We start from the raw sequence: 26183 nt of genomic DNA, 5'->3' as shown, positions 1-26183 counted from the left end.
CTAACAAGTTTTGCTAGGTTGTTGCTGAATAGTTCAGGAACATTACATCAATTTTGCCAAGAATTATCAAGTAAAATTGTCTTTGCTGCAGGTTTTTTTACGTTAAAGCAGAGCCGTTATTTTTTTAAGCGTTTTTTTGAGTGGTTTTTTCACTGATTTTTTCACTGATTTTTTGTGGGTTATCAGCGGCTGGCAAGTGGGACAAAACGTGCTGGCACGCTGATTGATTTTGACATTTTCAATGGTAGTGCCACAGCTTGGGCAATCACCGCCTTTATGCCCATATACTAGTAACGTTTGCTGAAAATACCCCGTTTGTCCATCCGCTACGGTGAAATCTTTTAACGTTGAGCCGCCTTTTTCAATCGATGTTTGTAGGACTTGTCGAATATGGGCGACCAAGGTGGTCAGCTGTTCATGGCTGATGAGATGGGCAGGGGTCAACGGATGAATTTTTGATAAAAATAGGCTTTCGGTTGCATAGATATTGCCCACACCGACCACAATCTCTTGCGCCATAATCACCGATTTTATGGGGCGTTCAATCGGTTTTTTGCGACTGTGGATATGGTGATATAGATAGTCAGCGCTAAAGTCTTCTGACAACGGCTCTACACCCAAATGGGTAATCAGCTTGTCTTCATAGTCATCCAGCCACAGTAACATGCCAAACCGCCGTGGGTCATGATAATGCAGTTGGGTGAGTTTTTTGCCATTATTAAATGTCAAAATCACGTGATCGTGTTTACGCTTGTCAAACCCCACAGGATGCTGCTGTAAGCTACCCGACATCCCCAAGTGGATGAGCAGTTTTTTTTGCGCCGCGCCGCCTTTAAAGGTGAGAATCAGGTATTTGGCTCGGCGCTCAATATCGATAAGTTGATAATCTCTCAAACTCACCAAGTCATCAGGCACTGCCCAACGCAATTTGGGCTGAAAGACGCTAACTTTTTCAACGGTTTGATTGAGCAAAGGTTGCAGACTCGTCGCTGTCGTCTGCACTTCGGGCAATTCTGGCATGTGCCGTGTGACTCCTATTTAAAGCATTAAGACTTGTTATTGACGATACGACGCGCCAAGATAATACCATGTTGCTGCTCTAGTTTTGCCAAAAGCTTGGACAACTGACTTAGCCCCGTCACTTCTATGGTAAAATTCAACCGCGCGATATCATCATCCCCGCTTAGGGTGTCGACTTGGCGGATATTGACATTTTCTTGGTCGATGATTTGGGTCAGGTCTTTGAGTAAGCCCCGCCTGTCATACGATTCAAGGTATATTTGTACCAATTGGCTTTTGCCTTTATTGCCATACCAAGCGGCACTAATGGCGCGTTCAGGCTCCCGCTCCACCAGTCGCTCGTATTCGACGCAATCACTGCGGTGGACGGATACGCCATTGGACTGGGTGATATAACCCGCAATTGGCTCACCTTGCACAGGTGAGCAGCAATTTGCCAAGTGAATAGCAATGTTATCCAAGCCATCGACTTCGATTTTATACGCATCTAGCTTGCCTGTGGCTTTGGGGTGAATACTGGGGATAAGCTCAGTATCAGTGACTTCGGGTTCTAAATCTAGATGACGACTGATATGACCGGTCAAATTATGCAATTCAACGTTGCCATTGACTAGTCCTACCAAAATATCATCACTGTTTTTGGCATTAAAAAATTTGACGTAATCATTTAAATCGATACTGTTAGGGTGTACCGACATGCGCGCCAATTCTTTGGTTAATATGTGCTTACCTGTTTCGATATTTTTATCACGGTCTTGCTTATTAAACCATTGGCGCAATTTGCTACGAGCGCGACTGGTATTGATATAACCTAAGGATGCCACTAGCCAATCACGGTTTGGCTCGCGTGATTGCTTGGTAATAATTTCAACTTGTTCGCCTGTTTTGAGCTGATAGGTGAGCGGCACATAGCGTTTGTTGACGCGAGCGGCTTGGGCGCGATTGCCGACATGGGTATGCACATGATAGGCAAAATCAAGCACAGTTGAGCCTTTGGGCAATTCGATGATATCGCCATCACGACTAAACACATAAATCCGCTCAAATTCCCCAAAATCAACAACTTGTTCTTCTTCATCGAGCTCGCCATTCTCATGCTCAACATGTTTATCTAATACAAATTTTAACGGGTCATGATTGTCAGCATTTTCTTGATTGAGCAATAACTGACGCAGTGAGCTGATTTTTTTGGTCAGATAGTCGTCTTTTTTGTTTTTGGTACCTTCTTTGTAGTTGACGTGTGCACACATGCCAAGTTCAGCTTCATAGTGCATGTCAAAGGTACGAATTTGTACTTCAAGCGATTTGTTCTCAGCAATCACCGCGGTATGTAGCGAGCGATAGCCATTGGTTTTTGGGTTGGTGATATAGTCATCAAACTGTTCGGGGATATAACGCCACAAACCATGCACCAGCCCCAGTACGTGATAACAATCGGCATTGTTATGCACCAGTACCCGCAGTGCGCGGATGTCATATAACTGGTCAAACGACAGTGATTTGAGTTTCATCTTACGATAAATCGAATAGATGTGTTTGACACGACCGGTGATTTCCCCGTCAATCCCTTGTGCAGCTAACGCCTCGCGCAGTTGTTGGGCAACCCGGTCAATATAGGTTTCGCGCTCGCTACGTTTTTCGGAGAGTAATTTGGCGATTTCTTTGTAGCGGTCAGGCGCAAGATAACGAAACGATAAGTCCTCAAGCTCCCATTTAAGCTGGGCAATACCCATACGATGCGCTAGCGGCGCGTAGATTGTCATGACCTCACGGGCGACCCGTTGCTGACGCTCAGGACTAGCATACGACAGCTCTCGCATCGCAAAAGTACGCTCAGCCAATTTGATTAACACCACGCGCACATCGTTGGTCATTGAGATGAGCATGTTATAAATGCCCGATAACTGCTCGCGCTGGTTGTTGTTAAAGTGGTCTTCTAAGCGCTTGTTGTTCTCTATCAAATCGGACAGTCGCCCCAGCGCTAGGGTTTCTTGCACCAGCTCTGCGACTTCATCGCCAAAGGTGGCTTGGATTTGTTTGGGGTTAAAAATTTGGATACGCGCGGCACGATATAACATCGCAGCAACGAGTGTGTCTTCATCTTGGTACAGATAACCCAAAATATCGGCAATCCCAATCCCAGTCAAAAACGCATTAGAGCGGTTGCTTTCGGTACTTAAATCTTGATTTTTGAGTAGTTGACAGGCTTTGGTCAGCTCAGGCAGCTCAGTGAGATGAGCGCGTTTTGCCATCGATGCCAGCCAAGCTTCGGTATCAATGGTATGCTCATCGATGATGTGACTGGCAGGCTCAGAGAGAATGGGCAAGTCAGTATGGGTGAAATGACGCTGGCTGGCAGTGATACTCGCAATCATCGTGGTACTATCATGATCAACGTCTTTTCCATCCAAGAGCGGCAAACTTTCTCGTATTTTTACCATGTCAATTCTACACCTTACTTACCAGATTTCCTCAAAGAGCAAAAAAACTAACCTTGTTCATTTAAAATTATCAACTCACTTTCCCTGTGAATTTTTGTGTGATTAAGTTTGATTTGATACTGCGCTAGCAATAATAAAATATGACAGAGTAGTCGCTATAGCAGCGCGTTTTAGCTATGATAGTGCGTTGGTTTTGGGCGTGTTAAGCCTTAAAATAAATGTTAAACGTTAAAATAAAGTAAATACCATATTCACTTTATATATCTTAACCGTTTTAGGGTTGCCCATGTTTAGCCATTTAACACTAACTTTATTACGCTTACTCATGTGTTAATTTTATTAAGATGTGTTTATTAGCAAACAATTGCAAGTCAACACGTCGATAAAATTTTTGTATCACTGTGATGATTCAATCTAAAAACTGTGCGGCACATGTAGCAATAAATGAGTGTTAGGCAACGACCCAATCAGCGATTTGCCCGAACTTCAATCCAAATTAAGATAAAACTATCTTGTTCAGTATAGGTGAGTTTAATGAAATTACCATCTCATTTTGTTACAAATGCGACTACTATAGCGTCAGATTTTACCATGACTCGCTCAAAAAGCCTTGCGAACTTTGGTAAAACCCTGTCGATGTTGGCGATAACGCTGACTTTATCGCTTGGGTTGACAGGATGTGAGTATTTTCAAACGCAAACCGACGCTAACTCGCCCATTGGTGCCAAACAAATTGCCAAACTGATTCCCAAACGTGGACAAGATAGCAAAAGCTGGGCGCAAGACATCAACCAAATTTTTGATACCCTAAAAATAGAAAAAAACGCGCAAAATATTTGTACCGCTGTCGCCATTATCGACCAAGAGTCTAATTTTAAAGCCAATCCGCCTGTCCCGAATTTAGGGCAATCAAGCCTAAAAGCGATGAATGAGGAGTTGGAAGAAAAATTGGGCTCAACGCTAGCCCCATATTTTCGCACCATGCTAAAAACTGAGCCCACGCCTGACAACAGCTTTGAAAAACAAATCGCTCAAGTCAAAACCGAAGAAGAACTTGACGACATTTATCATCAGATGTTTGCGTATTTTTCAAGCAAATATTATGCCAGCAAGCTGAACAGCGTCACCAAATTGGTGGGCGGGGATATCGAAGAAAAATTAGACCCGATTACCACGTTAGGCTCAATGCAGGTGCAAGTAAGTTATGCGCGTGACCATCGCCGGATGAATGGCAATAATCTTGAACTACGTAAAGACCTATATAGCCAATATGGCGGATTGTACTACGGTATCCATCGCTTGCTACTGTATAAAGCCAATTATCAAGACCCGATTTATCGCTTTGCTGACTACAACTCAGGGATGTATTCAAGCCGTAATGCCGCTTTTCAAAAAATGCTAAAAGAGTTATCCAAAGCCGAAATAGACTATGATGGCGATTTATTGATTTATGAAAAAGGCAATAAAATCAGTGCTAACATCAGCCAAAGTGAGCAGGCGCTGATATCAATGATACAACAAGGCATGATTAGCCTGACGGAGCGCCAAGTGCGTATGGACTTGGCAAAAGAAAAAAGCCAAGATTTTGAAAATACCGAAAGCTATCGCACCATTGGCAGTCTTTACAAAATGAAAACTGGCAAAAACGCCCCTACCGCCATCATGCCACAAGTGGTCATCTCTGGCGCAAAACTCAGCCGCGATTATAATACCAAATGGTACGCCGACAAAGTCAACGTACGCTATTTAAATTGTATGAATAAAGCTAAATTTTAGCGTTTCTCAAATCGTGCAATACTTTCCACATGCCCTGTGTGCGGGAACATATCCATCACGCCCGCGTGGGTGAGCTTGTAGCCTTTTTCAAGCAGCACGGCGGTATCGCGGGCAAGCGTAATCGGATTGCACGACACATACACGATGCGTTTGGCATTGAATTTATCCAAATACTGCATCACTTCTAAGGCACCTGAGCGAGGTGGGTCAATCAGCAGTGCATCGACTTGCCCAACCCAAGGCTCACTCGAGAAATCTTTGGTTAAATCTTGGGCAAAAAAGTCGGTATGGTGCAAGCCGTTGGCGGAGGCATTCATTTTGGCGCGCTGTGTCATCTCACTGCTACCTTCCACCCCAATCACAAAGCCAGTTTCACCCACTTGACGTGCCAGTGGCAGACTAAAATTGCCCAAACCGCAAAATAAATCAAGCACTCGCTCGCCTGGCTTCAAATCTAACAAATCAATTGCCAGCTTGGTCATTTTACGATTGACTGACAAATTGACTTGGGTAAAATCCAGTGGTGAGAATTCAAACGTCACATCAGACTCTGGCAACCGATAAAACAAACCGCCCGTCGGTGGCACGGTCAGGCTTGATGGGCGCGCATGGGCAGTATTTTCATACAATGGGTCAATACGATGTACCGTGTCGCTACCTTTGGGCTGTAAGAATAACTGCCAGTTACGCTCGGCAAAAAAAGCTTGCAGTTTTGCGATATCATGCTCACCTAAAGCCACCATATGACGGACAATAACGGCAATTGATTTTTTGCTATCGATAACATCATCAAGCGTTTCACCCATCGCTAATTCAAGCTGTGGAATATGGTCACGGGCGTCAAGCGAACTGATAAGCGCTTTTAAGTTCTCAATTTCAAAGCCGACACGCGGGTCAAGTATATGGCATTCATTTAAATTTGCCAAAAAATTACTGGCGCGCTCACGAAAACCGACCAATGCTGTGCCTTTTTTCTCAACATAGCGCACGCCCATACGTGCCTTGGTGCGGTAGCCCAAACGGTCAGCAACCAATGGGGGAAGCCAGTTTTCAGGCTGGATATGGGCTTGGTGTTCGAGCAGCTCTGCCAGTACCGATTGCTTAAATTGAATCTGCCCATCGGGTTGCCAGTGCTGTAAGCTACAGCCACCACACACCCCGAAATGCGGGCAAGGTGGGGTGGTGCGTTGAGGGTTTGGGTTTGCCAACACTTCAAGCGCGTCACCTTCTTCCATACTTTTACGTGAGCCTGTGATTTTGACGCTCACGGTCTCGTTGGGTAGCGCAAAGCTGACGAATACTTTTTTGCCATGTTTATCAAGGTGATGGTCGGGTTGGTCACCGTAAGTTGCCACGCCCCTTCCGTCATGGGCAAGGTTGGTCACTGTTAGGGTAACGGGTGGGGCGTCTTGCAAACGTTTACGCACCCGCGCGGTGGGTTTGATTTTTTTGCTTGGGTTTTTGGTGAGTTGGTTAGACTGGGTTTGGTCAGCGGTAGCGTTTGACATTTATTAAAAAACCTATTTAATCGAGGGTCAGTGTAAATATTTATTACAAAATTCATCAAAATTTTGCGGTTATGATAGCTTAAAATGGATTTTTTTTATATCAATACCTGACTTTACATCGCTCAAAGAAGAAGGTTTGGATGTGATTGCATAACTGGTCATCACTTATCATAGGGCATTCTTTAAATGCTTTAAAATTTTACCATTAACAAATGAGCCAAGTGGTTATTTTTAAAAAGCAAAGTTGTGCTATGATGGTGTTTTATCCGTTAGCTATATAGGTTAATCGACACCATCATGCACGAACTAGAACTCAAGTTTGCTGTCCCAAGCTATCAACAAGGCGTCTTAAGAAAAAACATCGACACCAAAACTGCGCGGCAACAGCGGCTATCGGCGTATTATTTTGATACCCCCAATCAACATCTTGCCAAACAAGGCATCGCCCTGCGTATTCGTTTTGAAGACAATCAATGGGTACAAACCCTCAAAACAGCGGGTGACGGCGTTGCCAAACGCGTTGAGCTCAATACCGTGCTGAGCCTGACGGGTACGCCAGATACCCTTGATGTTAGCAGCCTTGTGCCTGATATTTCACTGATTACAGAGCCAACAGTCGTAGCGCAGCTGACTAGCATCATGCCGCTCGACCAGCTCGCTCAAGCCTTAACCGTGCAATATTTTACCGATGTCCAACGCACTTCTCGCCAAATTAAGAAAAATAACAGCCGCATCGAAATCGCTTATGATATCGGCAAAGTTGGCATAGGTAGCCTAATCTCACAAAAATCCGTCAATAATCACGGGTTAACCCAATCGGATATTCATGAAATTGAATTTGAGCTTCTTGAAGGTGACCCAAGTGATTTGATTGAGGTAGCTAAAACTTGGTGCAAAAAATACAAATTATATTTATCAACCGTTACCAAAGCCCAGCGGGGTAGTTTGCTACTCGCGAATAAGCAATATGCCCAGCCTGTCAAAGCGGATTTGGCTGTGCTGCAATTACACAAAGGCATCAGCCAATTTGCGTTTTTGCAGGCAGTGGTCAATAACTGCCTCGTGCAGATTTTGCCCAACGCCTCTGCAATTGCTGAAGGCAGTCCCGATGGCAACTTAGTGCACCAACTGCGTGTCGGCATTCGGCGTTTACGTACTGCCCTCAAACATTTCAAATTTGCCCAAGATTATATCGACCCAAATTGGCTGATGGTACTCAAACAAACCTTTAGCCTGCTAGGGGAGTATCGTGATAAAGAAATCTTGCAAATAAAAACCCAGCCCCTGCTAGAGTCAGTCGGTGCACCGCATGTCGAGTGGTCAACGGCAGTCGATATCATGCCGATTGATGCCGTCAGAGCCAATGATTTTCAAATTCTGTTGTTAGAGCTGATTGGTTTTACCCATTTAGCCGTACCTGCGGACAACCCAAAAGCCAAAGCCACTGTTGCCAAAAAGTTGGAAAAACTATTTACCGCGATTGCTGTGGCAAGTGATAAATTTGCCAGTCTCGATACAGAAAGCCAGCATGGTGTCCGTAAAGACCTAAAAAGCCTGCGTTATGTCAGTGAGTTTGCTGCGCCGCTTTTTGCCAGCCAAACCAATGGCAAAAAAGGGAAAAAAGCAGCTGAGCTCAATGCTTTCTTGCAATACTTAGAGCCTGCACAAGACGTACTCGGTGAGTATAATGACAATGTGGTCGGTCATGCCAATTATTTGGAAAAAGCCAAAACCGACCCAAATGCACTATTTGCGGTGGGTTGGTTTAGCGGGCGTGAGCAAGCGAGTGCCGAGCAATGCGCGGTGAGTCTAAAAACGGTTAAAAATGCGCCAAAGTTTTGGTAGTAGTTTGGCTTGATTGTAGGCATGTGAATTAAAGAAAATTGCCTCTGCAGAAAGCACTAATCAGTCAATCACTGTATGACTAGTTAGGTCAGTCATGGATGACAGCATTTAGCCGCTAATTTCGATACCGACAGTAGATAATATGCGGTATATTGTCGGGTTTTTACTGAGCTAATTTTTTAGTTAATGGCAATCAAATTTATATAAAAAAGCCAATACCGTCAGATATTGGCTTTTTGCTGTCACTAGCACTAGCACTAGCACATGCATTGTAGTGCACATTAAAAAATTATTTTCCGTAAACTTTTAAGCGTTTTTCAATAGGTTCAAAGGTTTTTTCACCTGCTGGGGCGGTGATACCACCAAATACCATCTGCGCAATAAGTTTCCAGTTGCTATCGATGTTCCATGTTTCTGCCACTTTTCCATCAATCACGCCATTGTAATGCTGTAAGTTTGCACCGATGTTGAGCGCGGCTAAGGCGTTCCAAATCGCATATTGGTGCATGGCACTGGTGTGTTCAGCCCATACTGGGAAATTATGCGCATACAGCGGGAATTGTTCTTGTAAGCCTTTGACCACTGATTGGTCTTCAAAATACAAGATAGTCCCTGCAGCGGCTTTAAACATGGCCATTTTATCGGCAGTTGATTTGAATTTTTCATCATCATTCACCATCGCGCGTAGCAAATCTTCGGTGATTTGCCAAAGTTTTTGATGGTCTTCACCAAATAATACCACCAAGCGGCTTGATTGTGAGTTGAATGAAGAGGGGGTATGTAACACGGCATGTTCAACCAGTTTAACTACCTCATCTTTTGAGACAGGTAATTGGTCATTGAGCATATAGATAGAACGGCGAGTTTCTGCGATATTGTGTAATGTTTCGACTGACATAATCAGCTCCTTTTCATTGTTATTTGATAATCAATCTACCTTATTAATTAAAGTTAAAGCCGATTGATGTGACACGGCTATTATATGCCTAAAATACTAATAAATAAAAACTATTTTGTAATTTTTTTTAACCATTAATTGTATTTATTAATTTTATCTAATATATTATTAAGGTTAATTTTGATAAATTTACGGCAAAATTTCGACCGCTGTACCAATATCCACTTGGTCATACAGTGTGATAATGTCTTGATTGCGCATGCGGATACAGCCATGAGAAAGCGGAATGCCCATCGGCTCGGTATTGGGCGTCCCATGAATGTAAATGTAACGCGCCTTGGTATCACACACCCCTTGCTCATTGGCGCCTTTATTAAAGCCCGTTTCATTTCCCTCTAACCACAAAATCCGTGTCAAAATCCAGTCTCGATTGGGGAATGTAGTTGCCAAATGATCGTCATAAATTTCGCCGGTAAATTGACGTGCCACAAAAACACTGTTGATAGGTAAATTATCACCAAATTTTTCGCTAATCAGGTGCGCACCGAGCGGTGTACAGCCAGTATCCTGTAGTTGTCCAATACCATTTTTGGCAGTAGAGACGGGGTAAGTTTGTGATTGGGTGGGGCTCAGATGTAAAGTAAGTTGTTGTTTTTTTATTGAAATAATGATTCTTGGGTAACACATAATCGACTCGTTTAACATTAAGCTTAGACTATCATAACAAAAAAACCCATCATATTCATGACAGGCTTTTTAAGAAAAATTTGAAAACATACAAGCACTTATTTAATGTCAGCAGTGGATACCCACAAGGTAGAATCGGCAATGTTCACAAAGCCATTTTTGGCTAATACCCAGCTAAACTTGACGCCTTTGGGCAGGGTCTGCACGACGGGGACGGGGCATAAACGATTGGGACAAGAACGTACAATCGCCTCTTTTTTGGTTTGTGCTTGATGAACGCTATCGGCTTGCGCAGTGAGTGGTAAAACCACCCATACCAAAGCCGCAGCCAAATTTGTCAGTTTATAGTTAGCAAGGAATAATTTAATGCTCGAGCTCATGATTTTTCAAAAAATACAGTCAAATAAATACAGCCAAATAGTGAGAAAATTTTATCAATAAATTATCTATTAAAACGAAAAAACTATTGTCATATTCACGTAAAAATACTGTGACAATAGGTATAACAAAAACTTAAAAAAGAAAAAGGCCTACGAAAACGTAAGCCTTTTTAATTTGGTCGGAACGGCGGGATTCGAACTCGCGACCCCTTGCACCCCATGCAAGTGCGCTACCAGACTGCGCTACGCCCCGAAAGGTGTACTATTCTACCAAAAATGACAGAATTTGCAATACCAACTTATCCAATTAGTTCTTTTAACAGCTGATTAACTTGAGCCGGGTTGGCTTTACCTTTGGAGGCTTTCATCACTTGACCGACAAGACCGTTAAAGGCTTTTTCTTTACCTGACTTGTACTCATCGACCATCGCTTGGTTGTTTTTCAACACGTCTTCGACAATCGCTTTAATCGCGCCTGTATCGGTTTCTTGTTTTAAACCTTTATCGGCAATGATTTTATCTACGGCTGTTTCATCGTCACCGCCTTCGCCAGCGAATAGGGCGATAAAGGCTTGTTTAGCCAGCTTGCCTGATAAGGTATTGTCTTTGATACGCTCTAGCAGTTTGGCAAATTGGCTCACCGAAATCGGGCTTTGCTCAATGGTTTTTTCATCTTTGTTGAGCGCGCCGAGCAGGTCACCCATTATCCAGTTGGCAGCCAGTTTGGCGTTATCATGACCGACTTTTGCCACTACTTGCTCAAAGTAATCAGCGAGCGAACGGCTAGCGGTTAAGATACGGCTATCATATTCAGGTAAGCCAAGCGCCGATTGAAAACGCTCACGACGTGCCACTGGCAATTCTGGCATGGCGTTTTTGATTTGTTCAAAAGTTGCGGTATCAATATGCACAGGTAAAAGGTCTGGGTCTGGGAAGTAGCGGTAGTCGTTGGCTTCTTCCTTGGTACGCATTGAGCGCGTTTCGTCTTTGTCGGGATCGTATAGGCGAGTGGCTTGTATGACTTTGCCGCCGTCTTCAATCAAGTCAATTTGACGCTCGATTTCCACTGTGATGGCGCGCTCGATAAAGCGAAACGAGTTGAGGTTCTTAATCTCACAGCGAGTACCCAAGTCGGCACCGGGTTTTCGCACAGAGACGTTACAGTCGGCACGGAACGAGCCTTCCGCCATAATGGCATCAGAAATACTGAGCCAAGTGACCAACTGGTGAATGGCTTTGACATAGGCAACCGCCTCGGCAGCTGAGCGCATATCAGGCTCCGAGACGATTTCAATCAGCGGCGTACCGGCGCGGTTTAAATCCACGCCTGTCATTTGTGGCACCGCATCATGCACCGATTTGCCCGCATCTTCTTCTAAGTGAGCACGGGTAATGTGAATACGTTTGGGATATTCGTTTTTTTCACCTTCATTGACCACGATGTCGATATAGCCTGTACCGACAATCGGGTGCGCCATTTGGCTGATTTGGTAGCCTTTTGGCAAGTCGGGATAAAAATAATTTTTACGGTCAAAGGCATTCATCATACCAATTTCAGCATTGACGCCAAGCCCAAACATCACCGCTTTTTCTACCACATCTTTGTTGAGTACAGGCAGCGCCCCTGGCATGGCTAGGTCAACGATATTGGCTTGGGTGTTGGGTTCTTGCCCAAATAGCGTTGAAGCCGATGAGAAAATTTTGGTGTTGGTATTGAGTTGGCAGTGGATTTCGATACCGATAACCACTTCATAGCCATCCACTAAAGGCGCTTGCGGTTTATTTTCGTTTGTCATAACAAGGCTCCTTAGGCTTTGGCGATGGGTGATAGTTGTTGGTGAAAATTAGTGACTTGCTGATACGCATCGGCAGTTTTCAGTAGTGTCTCTTCGTCCCATGCCTTTGCAATCAGCTGTAAGCCCACAGGCAGATTGTCACCATCAAAACCCACCGGATGGCTTAATGAAGGTAAACCGGCTAAATTCACGCCAATGGTATAAACATCTCCCATATAAATTTCGGCAGGGCTAAGGCTTGCACCGATTTTATAAGCCGTCGTTGGCGCAGTTGGGGTGGCAATGACATCACAGCTTTCAAAGGCTTTGGCAAAATCTTGGCTGATGAGGCGGCGCACTTTTTGCGCTTTGACATAATAGGCATCAAAATAACCCGCTGATAGCGCATAGGTACCCATCAAAATACGGCGCTGTACTTCGGCACCAAAGCCTTCAGAACGTGAGCGGGTGTATAAATCTTCCAAGTTTTTTGGGCTATCACAGCGGTAGCCATAACGCACCCCATCATAACGCGATAAGTTAGATGAAGCCTCGGCTGGGGCGAGCAAATAATAAGTGGCAAGGGTGATTTCAGGTTTGGTCAAATTCACATCCACCAAGCTTGCACCCAAGGCTTGGTATTGTTTTAATGCCGCTTCTACGCCAGCTTTAACCTCGCTATTTAAGCCATCAGCAAAATACTCGGTTGGGATACCGATGCGTAACCCTTGAAGCGGTTTATCATGGCTGGCATTGGCTTGGCGTTTGCTGGTCAAACTCGCGACAAAATCGGGCACATCTTTGTTGGCAGACGTTGAATCTTTGCTGTCATGACCTGACAACACTTTGAGCAAATAAGCACAATCCTCTGCGGTTTTACCAAAACTGCCAGCTTGGTCAAAACTTGACGCATACGCCACCATGCCATAACGTGAGACACGTCCGTAAGTTGGCTTAATCCCTGTCAAACCACAAAATGACGCAGGTTGACGAATCGAGCCGCCGGTATCTGAGCCTGTGGCAAAGGGCGCAAAACCTGCCGCAACCGCTGCCGCGCTACCGCCCGATGAACCGCCTGGTACACGGCTGATATCCCAAGGGTTGTGCACGGCGCCAAAGTAAGATGACTCATTGTCCGAGCCCATCGCGAACTCATCCATACTGGTTTTGCCAAGCATGACTAAGCCTGCATTTAGGCAGTTTTCAACGATGGTGGCGTTGTAAGGCGCTACAAAATTTTCTAGCATTTTTGAGCCACAAGTGGTTAAAACGCCTTGGGTACAAAAAATATCTTTATGAGCCAGTGGCACGCCCGTCAAGTCTGTACCTTTGCCTTCTGCCAATAATTTATCGGCGGCGGCAGCTTGCGCTAACGCTTGTTCAGGCGTGACTGTGATAAAGCTGTTAATGGCTTTATCATGCTGGGCAATCCGATTGAGAAAGTGCTTGGTAAGTTCGGTACTGCTAAAGTCTTTATTTTTTAGACCTGCTGCCAATTGGGCAACCGAAAACGTATGTAGTTCAGACATAATTTTCACTTATAATTAATTAACAAAAATTTGACAAGGTATTCGATGAGCTGTGGTTTATTCAATGACCTGTGGTACAAGGTATAGACCATCAGCGACACTTGGCGCAATGGACTGATTTAGCTCACGATTGACTTCGACCCCATTACCGCCAATAACATCTTCACGCAGTGGCTGGGTCATATCATGGACATTGGTAAGCGGGGCGATATTGTCAGTATTGACCTCTGCCAAAATATCCATCATCGATAGAATTTTGCTTAGGTCATTGGCATAACTATCTGCCTGCTCAGTAGTCACGCCAAGTCGAGCAAGTTTGGCGATGTTCATAATTTCATCAGTTGAAAGCGTCTGCGACATGATGAGTTCCTTAAGTACAAACAAAAATAAAAAACGGACAAACAAGGCAAATGTTTGATGCGATTTTACACCAGCCAATTATAGCAACAGGCTATAATAAAGCGTGATAAAACTTGATAAAAAACAGTTGCATAAGTTTAGTTGCTTTTAATAACAAATTTGAAAAAATAGGGTGATGTGACCTAAATAATTTGTCACAAAAAATTCGTGAATAAAGATAGAATGTGATTAAATCACTATATTTTGCGATATTTTACCGCTATAATCTAGCACTATTCTTACTAAACGCAAATTAATCGCATTAAAGTCACTATCGCCTAAGCTTCTTTAAAATCATCGTCACTTTTTTTATGTAAAAAGATAGCCTTTTAACTGTGAATCGTTAAGAGTTTCTTGCTATTTTTTATGTAAAATACAGCGGCTGTAAGTAGCTTGCTTCAGATTTTTTTGTTAGTGGGCACAATAGGGTGGTTTTGAAACACGGGCATTAGAAACATCGGCATTAAAAGCTTTTAAATAAATGCTTTTAAAAAATGCGTCGTTGACTCGATATGCGATTAGACACCCCGCTAATTTCTGCTTTGCTTGCAGTGTAGTTTTGTTATCACTGGGAAATGATACATGAGCCTTTTCGGATTTTTATCAAGTAATATCGCCATCGACCTTGGCACTGCCAACACGTTAATTTTCACCCCAGGTAAAGGTGTGGTCCTCAATGAACCAACGGTTGTTGCGCTTCGTAGTAACCGTACCCAAAATCCTACCGTTGCGGCCGTCGGTCTTGATGCCAAACAAATGCTAGGTCGTACCCCAGATAATATCACTGCGATTCGTCCACTCAAAGACGGTGTGATTGCCGATTTTGAAGTGACCCAAAAAATGCTCAAGCATTTTATCAACAAAGTGAAAGTGAAACGCTTTTTGGCCAATCCAAACGTGATTGTTTGTGTGCCTTGTAAATCAACCTTGGTAGAACGTCGTGCGATTCGTGAAGCGGTTGAATCAGCAGGCGCAAACAAAGCTTTATTGCTTGAAGAGCCTATGGCAGCTGCGATTGGCGCAGGGTTACCCGTGCATGAAGCCAGCGGTTCGATGGTGGTGGATATTGGGGGTGGTACCACAGAAATTGCGGTGATTGCGCTATCAGGCTGTGTGTATGCCGACTCCATCCGTATCGGCGGTGATGTGTTTGATGAAGCGATTATTACTCATGTCCGCCGTACCCACGGCTGTGTGATTGGTGAAACCACGGCTGAACGCATCAAAACTGAAGTAGGGACGGCAATTGAAGATCCCGAAAACCCCTTGGAAGTGGAAGTGCGTGGTCGTAGTATGGCAGAAGGGGTGCCTAAGTCATTTGTGGTGACATCCGCCGAAATCCAAAAAGCCTTAAGCGATCCTATTGCTGGTATTATCTCAGGTGTCAAAGCGGCGCTTGAGCAAACGCCGCCTGAATTATCAGCCGATATCGCAGAGCGTGGTATTGTATTAACCGGTGGTGGCGCACTATTACGCAATCTTGATGAACTGATTTCACGTGAGACAGGCTTGCCTGTCACGGTAGCCGAAGACCCCTTGACTTGTGTCAGCCGTGGTGGTGGTAAAGCGTTAGAGTTTATCAATAACAAAGCATTGAATATGATTTTTGTCTGATGTTAACTGATGTGTTACCGTTAACCGCTATTTTTTAATAGCGGTTTTATTGCTTTATTGACAAGATGATTTTACGATAGCTTTGTTTAAAAGCTTTTTGCTACCCTTATCTGTGTTGTGCTGCTTGCTGTACTGACTGTCACGATTTTACTTGGATGTTACTTATGTCACTTACTATTTTTACCCAACAACCGCTCGCCATTCGCAAGACCCTTATTGTGGTGTTTGCGGCGATTGTGCTGATGTTATTGGATAGTAAAAATAGCAGTTGGTTTCAGCCAGTACGTACCGCGACCCATGCCGCCATGCAGCCCATCTATCAAGTATCGGCTTATCCAAGTTTTTTTGCAGGCTGGCTTGATAGTACCATGACCGAAAAAGAAGCGTTACGCCGTGAGAATGTGCAGTTGAAAGCTGAGCTGGTGCATGCCAAAGCGCAATTACAGCAGCAAGATTATCTTGTCGCGCAAAATGCCCGACTGCAAGGGATTTTATCTGCCACCACGCCAGACCAGTTTAATTTGCTGTTGTCGCACGTGATTGGTACCGATAGCAATCCACTGCGGCAAATGGTGGTCATCAATAAAGGCAGCAAAGACGGGGTAATTGTCGGGCAAACGGTGATTGATGAAAACGGTATTCTTGGACAAGTCGTCAATGTTTATCCCGATACCTGCCGTGTGGTGTTAATCAGTGATGACCAACAATCCGTTGCAGTGACTATCAAACGTACCGGGCAAAAAGCCATCGTATCTGGTAAGGGTAATCCGCAGTATTTGGTGCTAGATTATATCTTTAAGGCATCGGATGTACGCATTGGCGATGAGCTAATTTCATCCGGGCTTGGTGGTCGTATTCCTGCTGGATTTCCTGTTGGGCGTGTGGCAAAAGTAGAAGCCGAGCAAGCAGGGGGCTATGCCAAGATTATGGTGAAACCCGCTGCCAATTTTATCAATACGTCTTATGTTTTATTGCTTCAGCAAAAGGTTTAAAATCACTGATTATGGTCGTCGTTCAGCGCAAAAAAACCAAACAGCATTTATATATTGTGATGGCAATCAGTTTTATCATCGCATCGGTACTTAGTGTGTATCCGCTGTCGGCAGAGATTGCGCTATTTCGTCCGATGTGGATGATCATGATGCTGATTTTTTGGCTAATATTTCAACCGACTTTAATTGGCATGGGATTGGCGTTTGTGGTTGGTTTGTTTGCTGATTTACTGACGGATAGTCGAATCGGTCAGCAAGCCTTATGTGCAGTACTGGTGGCATTTTTTATCAAGCTTGTCAGTGGTTATTTACGCCAATTGTCCTCGAACTTGGTGTGGCTTTTGGCGGGAGCCTGTTTGCTGATTTATCAATTTGGGTTAATTTTTCTGCATTTATTTACTCAAGGGGTGTTTGCACCCCAATTGCTTTATACCGTTGCCGTCAGCACCTTGATTTGGCCACTGTTAGTCGCTGTCATGCTGCGTTATACGCGATAAGCATATTGAGAAGTTATTATGTATCAATTTAATGCCATTATACCGATTATCTTGGCGTCCACGTCACCGAGGCGGCGTGAGTTGTTAGATCAAGTTGCGGTGCCACATACTTGCGCGGCAGTCAACATTGATGAATCACAGCTAGCAGAGGAATCGGCGATTGACTATATTGGGCGTATGGTGAGTCAAAAAGCGCAAGCCGCTTTACAAGTTTTGCCAACCGCTATGACCGAGTGTGTGGTGATTACCGCCGATACTATTGGCGTATTGCCGGATGGGGCAGTACTGCAAAAACCTAACGATTTTGCCGATGCCTGTGCGATGTGGCGGCAAATGAGCAATGCCTCGCACCAAGTATGGACTGCAGTTCAAGTGAGCCGACTGGCGCATCGTGACGGTCAATGGCAGATGGATTACGCTGAGCGCACTGTGGTGAGAACCGATGTCAAATTTATCGCACTCACTGACAGCATGATGGCGCATTATTGGCATACGGGCGAACCACAAGACAAAGCAGGCGGTTATGCCATTCAAGGGCTGGGCGCTGCGTGGGTCAAAGCGATTGACGGTAGTTATAGCAATGTGGTTGGACTGCCACTGGTAGAAACTTTAGACTTGCTTTCTCAGGTGATGCAAGCCCATTAGTAAAAATAAACTTAAAAAAAGCCATAAGTGCAAATCTTATGGCTTTTTTATCATGTTTTAAAGGGTTAACCCAATGTTGCTTTGACCAACTTTGAGATCAAAGCGGGGTCAGCGCGACCTGCGGTTTTGACTTTTAACGCATTCATCACAGCGCCCATTTGCTGCATTGAAGTGGCACCTTGCTCAGCAATTTCAGCAGCTACCAGATTGGCAATTTCTGCTTCACTCATGGGTTGTGGCAAGAATTGACTAATCACATCAATCTCGAATTGTTCTTTTTGTGCCAAGTCTTCCCGACCATTGGCGGCAAAAATCGCGAGCGACTCTTGGCGCTGCTTGGTTTGCTTTTGTAAGATGTCTAGTACACCTGGATCATCGAGCGTTATTTGGCGGTCAATTTCGATTTGTTTTATCACCGCTTGTACGTTGCGTAGCACTTTAACTTTTTCAAGCTCACGCGCTTTCATGGCGGTTTTGACCACATCGGTCAGGGTGTCTTTTATGGTAGTCATGGTTTTAACGCTCCCTAATGTTAGCTAATGGCGTTTTTAAAATTGTGGTTAGCAACATAGCATAAAAAAATCCACTTAACAAAGTGGATTTTATCATTTACTGGTATTGGGTTGTCTGTCGACAAATTACCTTAGTAAAGACGAGTCGTGCGTACTGATTCACGTGACATTTTCTTTTTGTAACGTTTTACCGCAGCTGCTTTTTTGCGTTTACGTTCTTGAGTTGGTTTTTCATAGAACTCATGTTTACGTACATCTGCTAAAATACCGGCTTTCTCACAAGCACGTTTAAAGCGGCGAATTGCGATATCTACAGGTTCGTTCTCTTTTACCTTTACTGCTGGCATGTAGACTCCTTAAGTCTAGGCTGAGTGATAGACAATGAATGTGCTATCAACAAAGCGGGGTTAGTGGGTCAGGAACATTAATCCGGCTGTATAGGTGATTATTAGCCAACCTACCCATGGTTTGGCATCAGCTCAGATTAGGATAAAAATAGGTGCGAATTTTAACTAAATATTGCATGTAAGTCAATGTAAATTTTAGCTTTTTAATAACCTGTTAAACTAAAAAATCCTCCTCCTAGCCAATTGCCCTGTTTTAGCTAGCCAGTAAAAAAATTTTTGCCCGTTAGCGTAACAAAATACACAACGATAGTAATGATTTAGCAAGGTGGCTTTAAAATGTTATTTTATTCATACCGCAGTAATGCTAATATAGTCACTAATTCTCATGTGATAACAACATACCGCTAAATGTTGTACTAGCCATTTGCCAGTCGACATTACCACGTAAAACATTACCATGCAAAAACAGTTTGTAGGGCTATTAAAAATTTATACATTGATGTGAAATTAGATTTCACCTTATTTGAAAGGAAAAGGTTATGCCGATATCAACACGCAATGCCACGCTAGCCAGTCTTATGCTTGCCTTGGGTCTTACCATGAGCGCATGTAGTAAGCATGAGTCAGCTGAAAGCAAACCAACCGAAGAAATTGCCGCACAGCAAGGTGAAATCGCTCGTGCAAACCATCCCATGCCAGTGGCTTCACAGCCTGCTTCATTTGTACCACCAACAGCCGCCTCAGCCGCTGCCACCACGACGACAGCAACCGCTACCCCAGTTTCTGCTGATGCTGGTGAAAAATTGTTTGGTAGTGTGTGTACCACTTGTCACACAGCAGGCTTGATGGGCGCACCAAAACTTGCTGATAAAGCCGCTTGGGCACCTCGCATTGCGCAAGGTAAAGACACGCTTTATAAACACGCCATCGGCGGCTATCAAGGAAAATCCGGTGTAATGCCAGCCAAAGGCGGTAGCCAAGCCTCAGATGATGAAGTAAAAGCTGCCGTCGATTATATGGTCTCAAAAGCAAGCTAATAGGTAGTGCGCCATTTATAAAATCAAGGCTATACATTAAAGCCTAGGCAACAACTAGCATCGAGCCTCTCACTAAATCCAGTCACTAGCAAAATAGTTGGCTGGTTTTTTTATACGTTTTTTATACCCAATGTGCTTTGTTTTAACCCGCAGTTTGGTTATGATGAATGACTATGTTCAATCACCAAACCCTGTTAAGAAACCGCCATGACACCTGCCGTTAATCTTGCCAAAAAACTAAAAATCAACTTCCAATTACATGAATACCATCATGACGCTCATAGTGAAAGCTATGGGCTTGAAGCAGCAGAAAAACTACAAGTTGAGCCAAAGCGGGTATTTAAAACTTTGGTGGTGCAAGATGACAACGACAAACTCGCTGTTGCGATACTGCCTGTTGAGCATTTATTAAACCTAAAAAAAATCGCCAAGGCCATTGGCAGTAAAAAAGCACAAATGGCAGACCCTAAATTGGTAGAACGTACCACAGGCTATGTGCTAGGTGGGGTAAGCCCGCTCGGTCAAAAAAAACGCCTGCCCACGGTCATCGATCAGTCGGCACAACACTTTGCGACCATTTATTGTAGTGGCGGTAGACGCGGCTTGGAGATTGAGTTGTCACCGTCGGATTTAGCAGGCGCAGTAAACGCCAAATTTGCAGATTTAATTCAAGAATAAAGGATAACACCATGCCCAATGTCATTATTGAAGTGAGTCACGACCATCTTATTAGTCAGCCTGATAACCTGCTAGCGCGGGTCAATGATACGCTATGGCAGTCTGGCAACTTTAGGCTGCAAAGTGATATCAAATCACGTATCTATTACCCAAATCACGTATTGGTGGGACTGACCGATAGCGGAGATGAAGCCTTTGTTATGGCGCATTTTTATCTGATGCCAGGGCGTGATGACGCTACCATTCAATCATTGGCGCAGCGCATTGCCGATGCTATCAAAGCGCATCTGCAGGAATTCGAAAGTGAGGTGCCTGCTGGCAATTTACAGATTTGCGTCAATTCCACCACGCTAAGCGCCAATTATGTCAAGCAGTATGTCGAATTCAAATAGAGGGGTTAGTGATAAAAATTGACTACTTTAAGCACATTTTTGCTGACTTTTGCCAACTGGTAAGATAGTAGGTTTGGCAACAAAACCCGCAGCAGCAGCGGCCCCGTTGCTAGCCAATGACTAAACAGTCATTTGCGTTATTCTCAACTTATCGCAAACATAGTAAACTAGTCAAGATTTTGTTTTGTCTGCGGTATGTAAAAATTTTAATAAGCATCTTTTAACAAGCATCTTTTAAAGACATCATATAAAGACATCGTGCAAAACATCATTTTTTCGGTTTTCCCCGTTGATTTCAACATAACTCAAGGAGTTAGCAATGATTTATCAAGGAAATAGCATCTCGGTATCGCTACTCGAAGACGGTATTGCTAAATTAAACTACGATAATCAAACTGAGAGCGTTAATAAATTTGACCAAGCCACCATCAAAGAATTTGGCGAAGCAGTCACGGCATTAGAACAATCTTCAGACGTTAAAGGTCTAATCGTTACTTCAGGAAAAAAAGTTTTCATCGCTGGTGCAGACATTACTGAATTTGTTGGTAACTTCAAAAAACCAGAAGGCGAGATTGCTTCGTGGGTACTTGACATCAACAAAACGTTCAACCGTTTTGAAGACCTGCCTTTCCCAAAAGTTGCGGCAATCAATGGCGCATCCATGGGCGGCGGTACAGAGATGACGTTGGTGTGTGACTACCGTGTCATGAGTGACAAAGCGAGCATCGGTTTGCCCGAAGTTAAATTGGGCATCTTCCCAGGCTTTGGTGGTTCAGTGCGCTTGCCACGTATCATCGGTATCGATAATGCGCTTGAAATCATCGCAACTGGCGAAGCACAAAAACCAGCCGCTGCATTGAAAGTCGGTATGGTGGATGCGGTTGTTGCCGCTGACCAGTTAGAGGCTTCAGCGATTGATTTAGTCAAAAAATGTATCGCAGGCGATTTAGATTGGAAAGCACGCCATGACGAAAAAATCAATCCAGTCAAATTAAACGCCCTAGAACAAACCATGGCATTTAACTCAGCCAAAGGTGTATTGTTCTCAAAAGCCAATCCAGCCCAGTACCCAGCACCAAAAATTGCCTTAGAGTCCATCGAAAGACACGTGAACCTACCACGTGACAAAGCGTTAGAAATTGAATCTGCAGGTTTTGCAAAAGCAGCAAAAACCCCACAAGCAGAAAGCCTAGTCGGTCTATTCTTAAACGACCAAGCAGTTCGTAAACTCGCTAAAACTCACAGCGCCAAAGCGCATGATATTAAAGAAGCTGCTGTATTGGGCGCAGGTATCATGGGTGGTGGTATCGCTTACCAAGCCGCCTCAAAAGGCTTGCCCATCATCATGAAAGACATCAAGGCAGAGCAACTTGACTTGGGTATGAGAGAGGCCAGCAAACACCTATCAAGCGGTATGGCACGCGGTAAAGTAACCCCAGCACAAATGGGCGAAACTTTAAGCCGTATCCGTCCTACGCTCAACTACGGTGATTTTGGTGAGACTGACATCGTGATTGAAGCGGTTGTTGAAAATCCAAAAGTTAAACACGCGGTATTAAAAGAAGTTGAAGGGCTAGTTAAAGACAACTGTATCCTAGCATCTAACACTTCGACCATCTCTATCACCTATTTAGCTTCGGTACTAGAGCGCCCAGAAAACTTCGTCGGCATGCACTTCTTTAACCCAGTCCATCGTATGCCGCTGGTTGAAGTAATTCGTGGTGAAAAATCAAGCGAAGAAGCGGTAGCGACTACGGTAGCGTTAGCAGAAAAAATGGGTAAAGTGCCAGTTGTGGTAAATGACTGCCCAGGCTTCTTAGTTAACCGCGTATTATTTCCTTACTTCGGTGCGTTTGACTTATTGATCAAACAAGGTGCTGACTTTGTTCAAATCGACAAAGTCATGGAAAAATTTGGCTGGCCAATGGGTCCTGCTTACTTGATGGACGTTGTGGGTATCGACACAGGGGTTCATGGGGCAGAAGTCATGGCTGAAGGCTTCCCAGACCGCATGAAACCAGACTACAAAGTGAGCGGTCAGATATTGTTTGAAGCCAATCGCTTAGGTCAAAAAAATGGCGTTGGTTTCTACAAATACGAAACGGATAAAAAAGGCAAGCCAGTTAAAACTGCCGATCCACAAACCGTTGAATTATTAAAACCATTTATCGATGCGCCAAAACAGTTTGAAGACCAAGAAATCATCGATCGTTTGATGATTGCATTATGTAATGAAACGGTTCGCTGCTTAGAGGACAACATCGTATCGACGCCTGCAGAAGCAGACATGGCGATGATTATGGGTATTGGTTTCCCGCCATTCCGTGGTGGCCCATGCCGTTACATCGACCAAATCGGTCTACAAAATTACCTAGCCCTTTGCGACAAATACGCAAGCTTAGGTAAAGCCTATGAAGCGCCACAAATGATTCGTGATATGGCGGCAAATGGTAAAACTTTTTACCCACAAGCGTAATCGACGATTATAAATTTTAAGGAGAATAAAATGACTACATTAAGTCCAAAAGATGTCGTGATTGTCGATGGCGTTCGTACCGCAATGGGCAAATCAAAAAATGGTATGTTCCGTAATGTACGCGCTGACAGCATGTCTGCCGAGCTTGTTAAAGCATTGGTAGCACGTAACCCGTTTGATACCCAACTTGTAGAAGATGTTATCTGGGGCTGTGTCAACCAAACCCTAGAACAAGGTATGAACATCGGTCGTAACATTGGTTTATTGGCTGAATTACCACGTACCACAGCAGGTCAAACGGTCAACCGTTTATGCGGTTCATCCATGCAAGCGCTTCACACCGCAGCGGCACAAATCATGACCGGTCAAGGTGATGTGTTTATTATTGGCGGTGTTGAGCATATGGGTCACGTGGGTATGATGCACGGTATTGACATCAACCCAGAGGCTTCAAAATACTATGCAAAAGCCTCTAACATGATGGGTTTAACCGCTGAAATGCTTGGGCGTATGAATAACATCAGCCGTCAAGAACAAGATGCGTTTGGTGTAGAATCACATCGCCGTGCCTGGGAAGCGACACAGCAAGGTCGTTTCAAGAACGAAATCATCGGCATTGAAGGTCATGACGAAAACGGTAACCTACAACTTTGCACTATCGATGAAGTGATTCGTCCTGATGCCAACATGCAATCATTTGCGGCATTACGCCCCGTATTTGATCCTAAAGGCGGTACCGTAACAGCTGCCACCTCATCAGCCTTATCTGATGGTGCATCTGCGATGCTTATCATGTCTGCACAAAAAGCCAAAGATTTAGGTCTAACACCGCGTGCCCGTATTCGCGGTATGGCAGTTGCAGGCTGTGATGCCGCTATCATGGGTTATGGGCCAGTGCCTGCCACCAAAAAAGCCTTAAAACGCGCTGGCATGAGCATCGACGATATGCAAACCATCGAGCTAAACGAAGCATTCGCCGCACAAGGCTTATCGGTTCTTAAGGGCTTAAACCTACAAGACAAACTAGACATCGTTAACCTAAATGGTGGTGCTATTGCGTTAGGTCACCCACTAGGCTGTTCTGGTGCGCGTATCACCACCACACTTCTAAATGTGATGGAGCAACAAGACACCCAACTCGGTCTTGCCACCATGTGTATTGGTCTGGGTCAAGGGATTGCCACCATTATTGAACGTGTATAATTATTTTGTTATTAAAAAACCCTTGATTTCAAATCAAGGGTTTTTTTACGCATGAAGTTTTTTACCCATTTTTTTAACAATGTTTTCTTATCCCTTCTTCTTTAATCAATGTTTGTTTGCTAGTATTGCTTTACCATAAAGTCTAAGAAATTTTTTGCCAAATCTGTTATGTTGTCTAGATAAAAATAGATAAATATGGGTGTATTGTGAGTTTATTCCAAAATCTACTAGTTATTTGTATATTAGTATTGATTTCCAGTTTTTTCTCCATTTCCGAAATTGCCTTGGCAGGTGCTAGGCGCATCAAGCTAAAGTTGTTGGCAGAATCGGGTGACAATCGCGCCAATAAAATTTTGCATTTACAAGAAAATTCTGCCGAATTTTTTGCTACCTCACAAATTGGGCTAAATGCCGTGGCAATTTTGGGCGGTATTGTCGGTGAGTCTGCGCTTCGCCCCTACTTTATTGACCTTATCTCCCCCTTTTATCAAGGCAAAATGCTCGATAATATCGGTTTTATAATGTCATTTTTGCTGGTCACTTTGTTGTTTATTTTGTTTGCTGATTTGATTCCTAAACGCATTGGCATGATTAACCCAGAACGCGTGGCGTTAGCGGTGATTGAGCCTGTACTGCTGTCAATCAAAGTATTTAAGCCGCTGGCTTGGATTATCAACGGGTTGGCAAATCTGATTTTTAGAATTTTCAAAATCAACATGGTAAGAGAAGAAAATATCACCTTTGATGATGTTTCTGCCGTGGTGGATGCAGGGGCGCAAGCGGGGGTGTTGCTCAAGCAAGAACATCACTTTATCGAAAACGTTTTTGAGCTTGAAGAACGCAACGTGCCCTCTAGCATGACCACCCGTGAGGATGTGGTGTATTTCACCCTTGGCGAGTCTGAGCAAAGTATCCGCCAAAAAATCGCCAATTACCCGTATTCAAAATTTTTGGTATGTAAAGACCATATTGATGAAGTGATTGGGTATGTCGATACCAAAGATATTTTGGTAAAACTTCTTAGTAACCAGTCGCAAATTTTGCTCAATGAAACTACGATTCGTAATGTATTAATTATCCCCGATACATTAACCTTATCCGAGCTGCTAGACCGTTTTCGCTCTAGTAAAGAAAAATTTGCTGTGGTAATGAACGAGTATGCGCTCATTGTCGGTGTCATTACGCTCTCTGATATCATGATGACAGTGATGGGGGATTGGGTCGCACCGATTGAAGATGAGCAGCAGATTATCCAGCGTGATGAATTCTCATGGCTGATTGAAGGTACCACACCGATTGAAAATGTCAAACATGCGCTCGGTATCGAAGATTTTCCTGATTGGGATAATTATGAAACTTTAGCGGGTTTTATGATGTATAAACTGCGCAAAATTCCTCGTCCTGCGGATTTTGTTGAATATCAAGGTTATAAATTTGAAGTAGTCGATATTGATCATCATAAAATTGACCAATTACTCGTTACCCGTTATATCAAAGATGAAGAAAACCAAATTATCAGCGATAGTTAGTCA

23 protein-coding genes and 1 tRNA gene are annotated in these 26183 nt (G+C 43.9%); 12 read left to right on the top strand and 12 right to left on the bottom strand.

Going from position 1 to position 26183, the window contains the following annotated elements; all coding sequences use genetic code 11:
- Positions 1-102: 102 nt before the first annotated feature.
- On the bottom strand, positions 103-1020 hold the full coding sequence (mutM, locus tag RTS10_RS05055; protein ID WP_312539483.1) for a bifunctional DNA-formamidopyrimidine glycosylase/DNA-(apurinic or apyrimidinic site) lyase: 918 nt from the start codon (positions 1018-1020) through the stop codon (positions 103-105).
- Between the two features lie 26 nt (positions 1021-1046).
- Positions 1047-3461: a RelA/SpoT family protein gene (locus RTS10_RS05050; protein ID WP_312539481.1), complete on the bottom strand. Its 2415-nt coding sequence runs from the start codon at positions 3459-3461 to the stop codon at positions 1047-1049.
- A gap of 591 nt (positions 3462-4052) precedes the next feature.
- On the opposite strand from RTS10_RS05050, the gene RTS10_RS05045 reads away from it, so the two are divergent.
- Entirely contained in the window at positions 4053-5237 is a 1185-nt protein-coding gene (locus tag RTS10_RS05045) for a DUF1615 family protein (protein WP_312539562.1), read from the top strand.
- Here the strand turns inward: RTS10_RS05045 and rlmD are convergent.
- The gene (gene rlmD, locus RTS10_RS05040; protein ID WP_312539479.1) at positions 5234-6745 is read right to left on the bottom strand and encodes a 23S rRNA (uracil(1939)-C(5))-methyltransferase RlmD; all 1512 of its coding nucleotides are present in this window, start codon (positions 6743-6745) and stop codon (positions 5234-5236) included. The two genes, RTS10_RS05045 and rlmD, sit on opposite strands and share 4 nt — an antisense overlap.
- Positions 6746-7042: 297 nt before the next feature.
- Between rlmD and RTS10_RS05035 the strand changes: the two genes are divergently transcribed.
- Positions 7043-8590: a CYTH and CHAD domain-containing protein gene (locus tag RTS10_RS05035; RefSeq protein WP_312539477.1), complete on the top strand. Its 1548-nt coding sequence runs from the start codon at positions 7043-7045 to the stop codon at positions 8588-8590.
- Between the two features lie 289 nt (positions 8591-8879).
- Here the strand turns inward: RTS10_RS05035 and RTS10_RS05030 are convergent, their stop codons facing one another.
- The 7 genes from RTS10_RS05030 to gatC form a co-directional block, all read right to left on the bottom strand.
- Entirely contained in the window at positions 8880-9488 is a 609-nt protein-coding gene (locus tag RTS10_RS05030; protein WP_312539476.1) for a nitroreductase family protein, read from the bottom strand.
- A gap of 189 nt (positions 9489-9677) precedes the next feature.
- Positions 9678-10175, bottom strand: coding sequence for a L,D-transpeptidase (locus tag RTS10_RS05025; RefSeq protein WP_050324647.1), 498 nt, complete (start codon positions 10173-10175; stop codon positions 9678-9680).
- A 98-nt stretch (positions 10176-10273) separates the two neighbouring features.
- Positions 10274-10555 (bottom strand): hypothetical protein, encoded by a 282-nt coding sequence (locus tag RTS10_RS05020; protein ID WP_312539475.1) that lies wholly within the window; start codon positions 10553-10555, stop codon positions 10274-10276.
- Between the two features lie 176 nt (positions 10556-10731).
- Positions 10732-10808: transfer RNA gene (locus RTS10_RS05015), tRNA-Pro, on the bottom strand.
- A 46-nt stretch (positions 10809-10854) separates the two neighbouring features.
- A complete protein-coding gene (gene gatB, locus RTS10_RS05010) occupies positions 10855-12351 on the bottom strand; it encodes an Asp-tRNA(Asn)/Glu-tRNA(Gln) amidotransferase subunit GatB (RefSeq protein ID WP_096489322.1) in 1497 nt (498 codons plus the stop codon).
- 11 nt (positions 12352-12362) lie between these two features.
- Positions 12363-13859 (bottom strand): Asp-tRNA(Asn)/Glu-tRNA(Gln) amidotransferase subunit GatA, encoded by a 1497-nt coding sequence (gatA, locus tag RTS10_RS05005; protein ID WP_312539472.1) that lies wholly within the window; start codon positions 13857-13859, stop codon positions 12363-12365.
- Between the two features lie 57 nt (positions 13860-13916).
- Positions 13917-14219: an Asp-tRNA(Asn)/Glu-tRNA(Gln) amidotransferase subunit GatC gene (gene gatC / locus RTS10_RS05000; protein WP_099834394.1), complete on the bottom strand. Its 303-nt coding sequence runs from the start codon at positions 14217-14219 to the stop codon at positions 13917-13919.
- A 621-nt stretch (positions 14220-14840) separates the two neighbouring features.
- On the opposite strand from gatC, the gene RTS10_RS04995 reads away from it, so the two are divergent.
- From RTS10_RS04995 to RTS10_RS04980, 4 genes are all read left to right on the top strand, one after another.
- Positions 14841-15872 carry a rod shape-determining protein gene (locus RTS10_RS04995; protein WP_065253383.1) on the top strand — a complete coding sequence of 344 codons (1032 nt, stop codon included), beginning with the start codon at positions 14841-14843 and terminating at the stop codon, positions 15870-15872.
- A gap of 164 nt (positions 15873-16036) precedes the next feature.
- A complete protein-coding gene (mreC, locus tag RTS10_RS04990) occupies positions 16037-16864 on the top strand; it encodes a rod shape-determining protein MreC (RefSeq protein WP_065253382.1) in 828 nt (275 codons plus the stop codon).
- 11 nt (positions 16865-16875) lie between these two features.
- A complete protein-coding gene (gene mreD, locus RTS10_RS04985) occupies positions 16876-17361 on the top strand; it encodes a rod shape-determining protein MreD (RefSeq protein WP_144918028.1) in 486 nt (161 codons plus the stop codon).
- 18 nt (positions 17362-17379) lie between these two features.
- A complete protein-coding gene (locus RTS10_RS04980; RefSeq protein ID WP_312539468.1) occupies positions 17380-18006 on the top strand; it encodes a Maf family protein in 627 nt (208 codons plus the stop codon).
- A 65-nt stretch (positions 18007-18071) separates the two neighbouring features.
- Here the strand turns inward: RTS10_RS04980 and RTS10_RS04975 are convergent, their stop codons facing one another.
- Positions 18072-18518, bottom strand: a complete 447-nt coding sequence (locus tag RTS10_RS04975) for a GatB/YqeY domain-containing protein (RefSeq protein WP_138018538.1) — start codon at positions 18516-18518, stop codon at positions 18072-18074.
- A gap of 131 nt (positions 18519-18649) precedes the next feature.
- Positions 18650-18865: a 30S ribosomal protein S21 gene (gene rpsU / locus RTS10_RS04970; RefSeq protein WP_007115522.1), complete on the bottom strand. Its 216-nt coding sequence runs from the start codon at positions 18863-18865 to the stop codon at positions 18650-18652.
- 539 nt (positions 18866-19404) lie between these two features.
- Between rpsU and RTS10_RS04965 the strand changes: the two genes are divergently transcribed.
- The 6 genes from RTS10_RS04965 to paeA all read left to right on the top strand — a co-directional run bounded on the left by RTS10_RS04965 (position 19405) and on the right by paeA (position 26180).
- Entirely contained in the window at positions 19405-19902 is a 498-nt protein-coding gene (locus tag RTS10_RS04965; protein WP_312539467.1) for a c-type cytochrome, read from the top strand.
- Between the two features lie 207 nt (positions 19903-20109).
- A complete protein-coding gene (gene ybaK, locus RTS10_RS04960; protein ID WP_007115525.1) occupies positions 20110-20580 on the top strand; it encodes a Cys-tRNA(Pro) deacylase in 471 nt (156 codons plus the stop codon).
- Between the two features lie 11 nt (positions 20581-20591).
- Entirely contained in the window at positions 20592-20972 is a 381-nt protein-coding gene (locus RTS10_RS04955; RefSeq protein ID WP_312539465.1) for a 5-carboxymethyl-2-hydroxymuconate Delta-isomerase, read from the top strand.
- A 319-nt stretch (positions 20973-21291) separates the two neighbouring features.
- Complete coding sequence (gene fadB, locus RTS10_RS04950) at positions 21292-23448, top strand: fatty acid oxidation complex subunit alpha FadB (RefSeq protein WP_312539464.1); 2157 nt, start codon at positions 21292-21294, stop codon at positions 23446-23448.
- A 30-nt stretch (positions 23449-23478) separates the two neighbouring features.
- Positions 23479-24651 carry an acetyl-CoA C-acyltransferase FadA gene (gene fadA / locus RTS10_RS04945; RefSeq protein WP_312539463.1) on the top strand — a complete coding sequence of 391 codons (1173 nt, stop codon included), beginning with the start codon at positions 23479-23481 and terminating at the stop codon, positions 24649-24651.
- A gap of 206 nt (positions 24652-24857) precedes the next feature.
- Entirely contained in the window at positions 24858-26180 is a 1323-nt protein-coding gene (gene paeA / locus RTS10_RS04940; RefSeq protein WP_312539462.1) for a polyamine export protein PaeA, read from the top strand.
- Positions 26181-26183 lie beyond the last annotated feature (3 nt).

It is taken from the genome of Moraxella sp. CTOTU47616, from assembly GCF_032017465.1.
GTDB classification, from domain to species: Bacteria; Pseudomonadota; Gammaproteobacteria; order Pseudomonadales; family Moraxellaceae; genus Faucicola; species Faucicola tetraodonis.
This window is presented reverse-complemented; position numbering and strand designations above follow the sequence as displayed.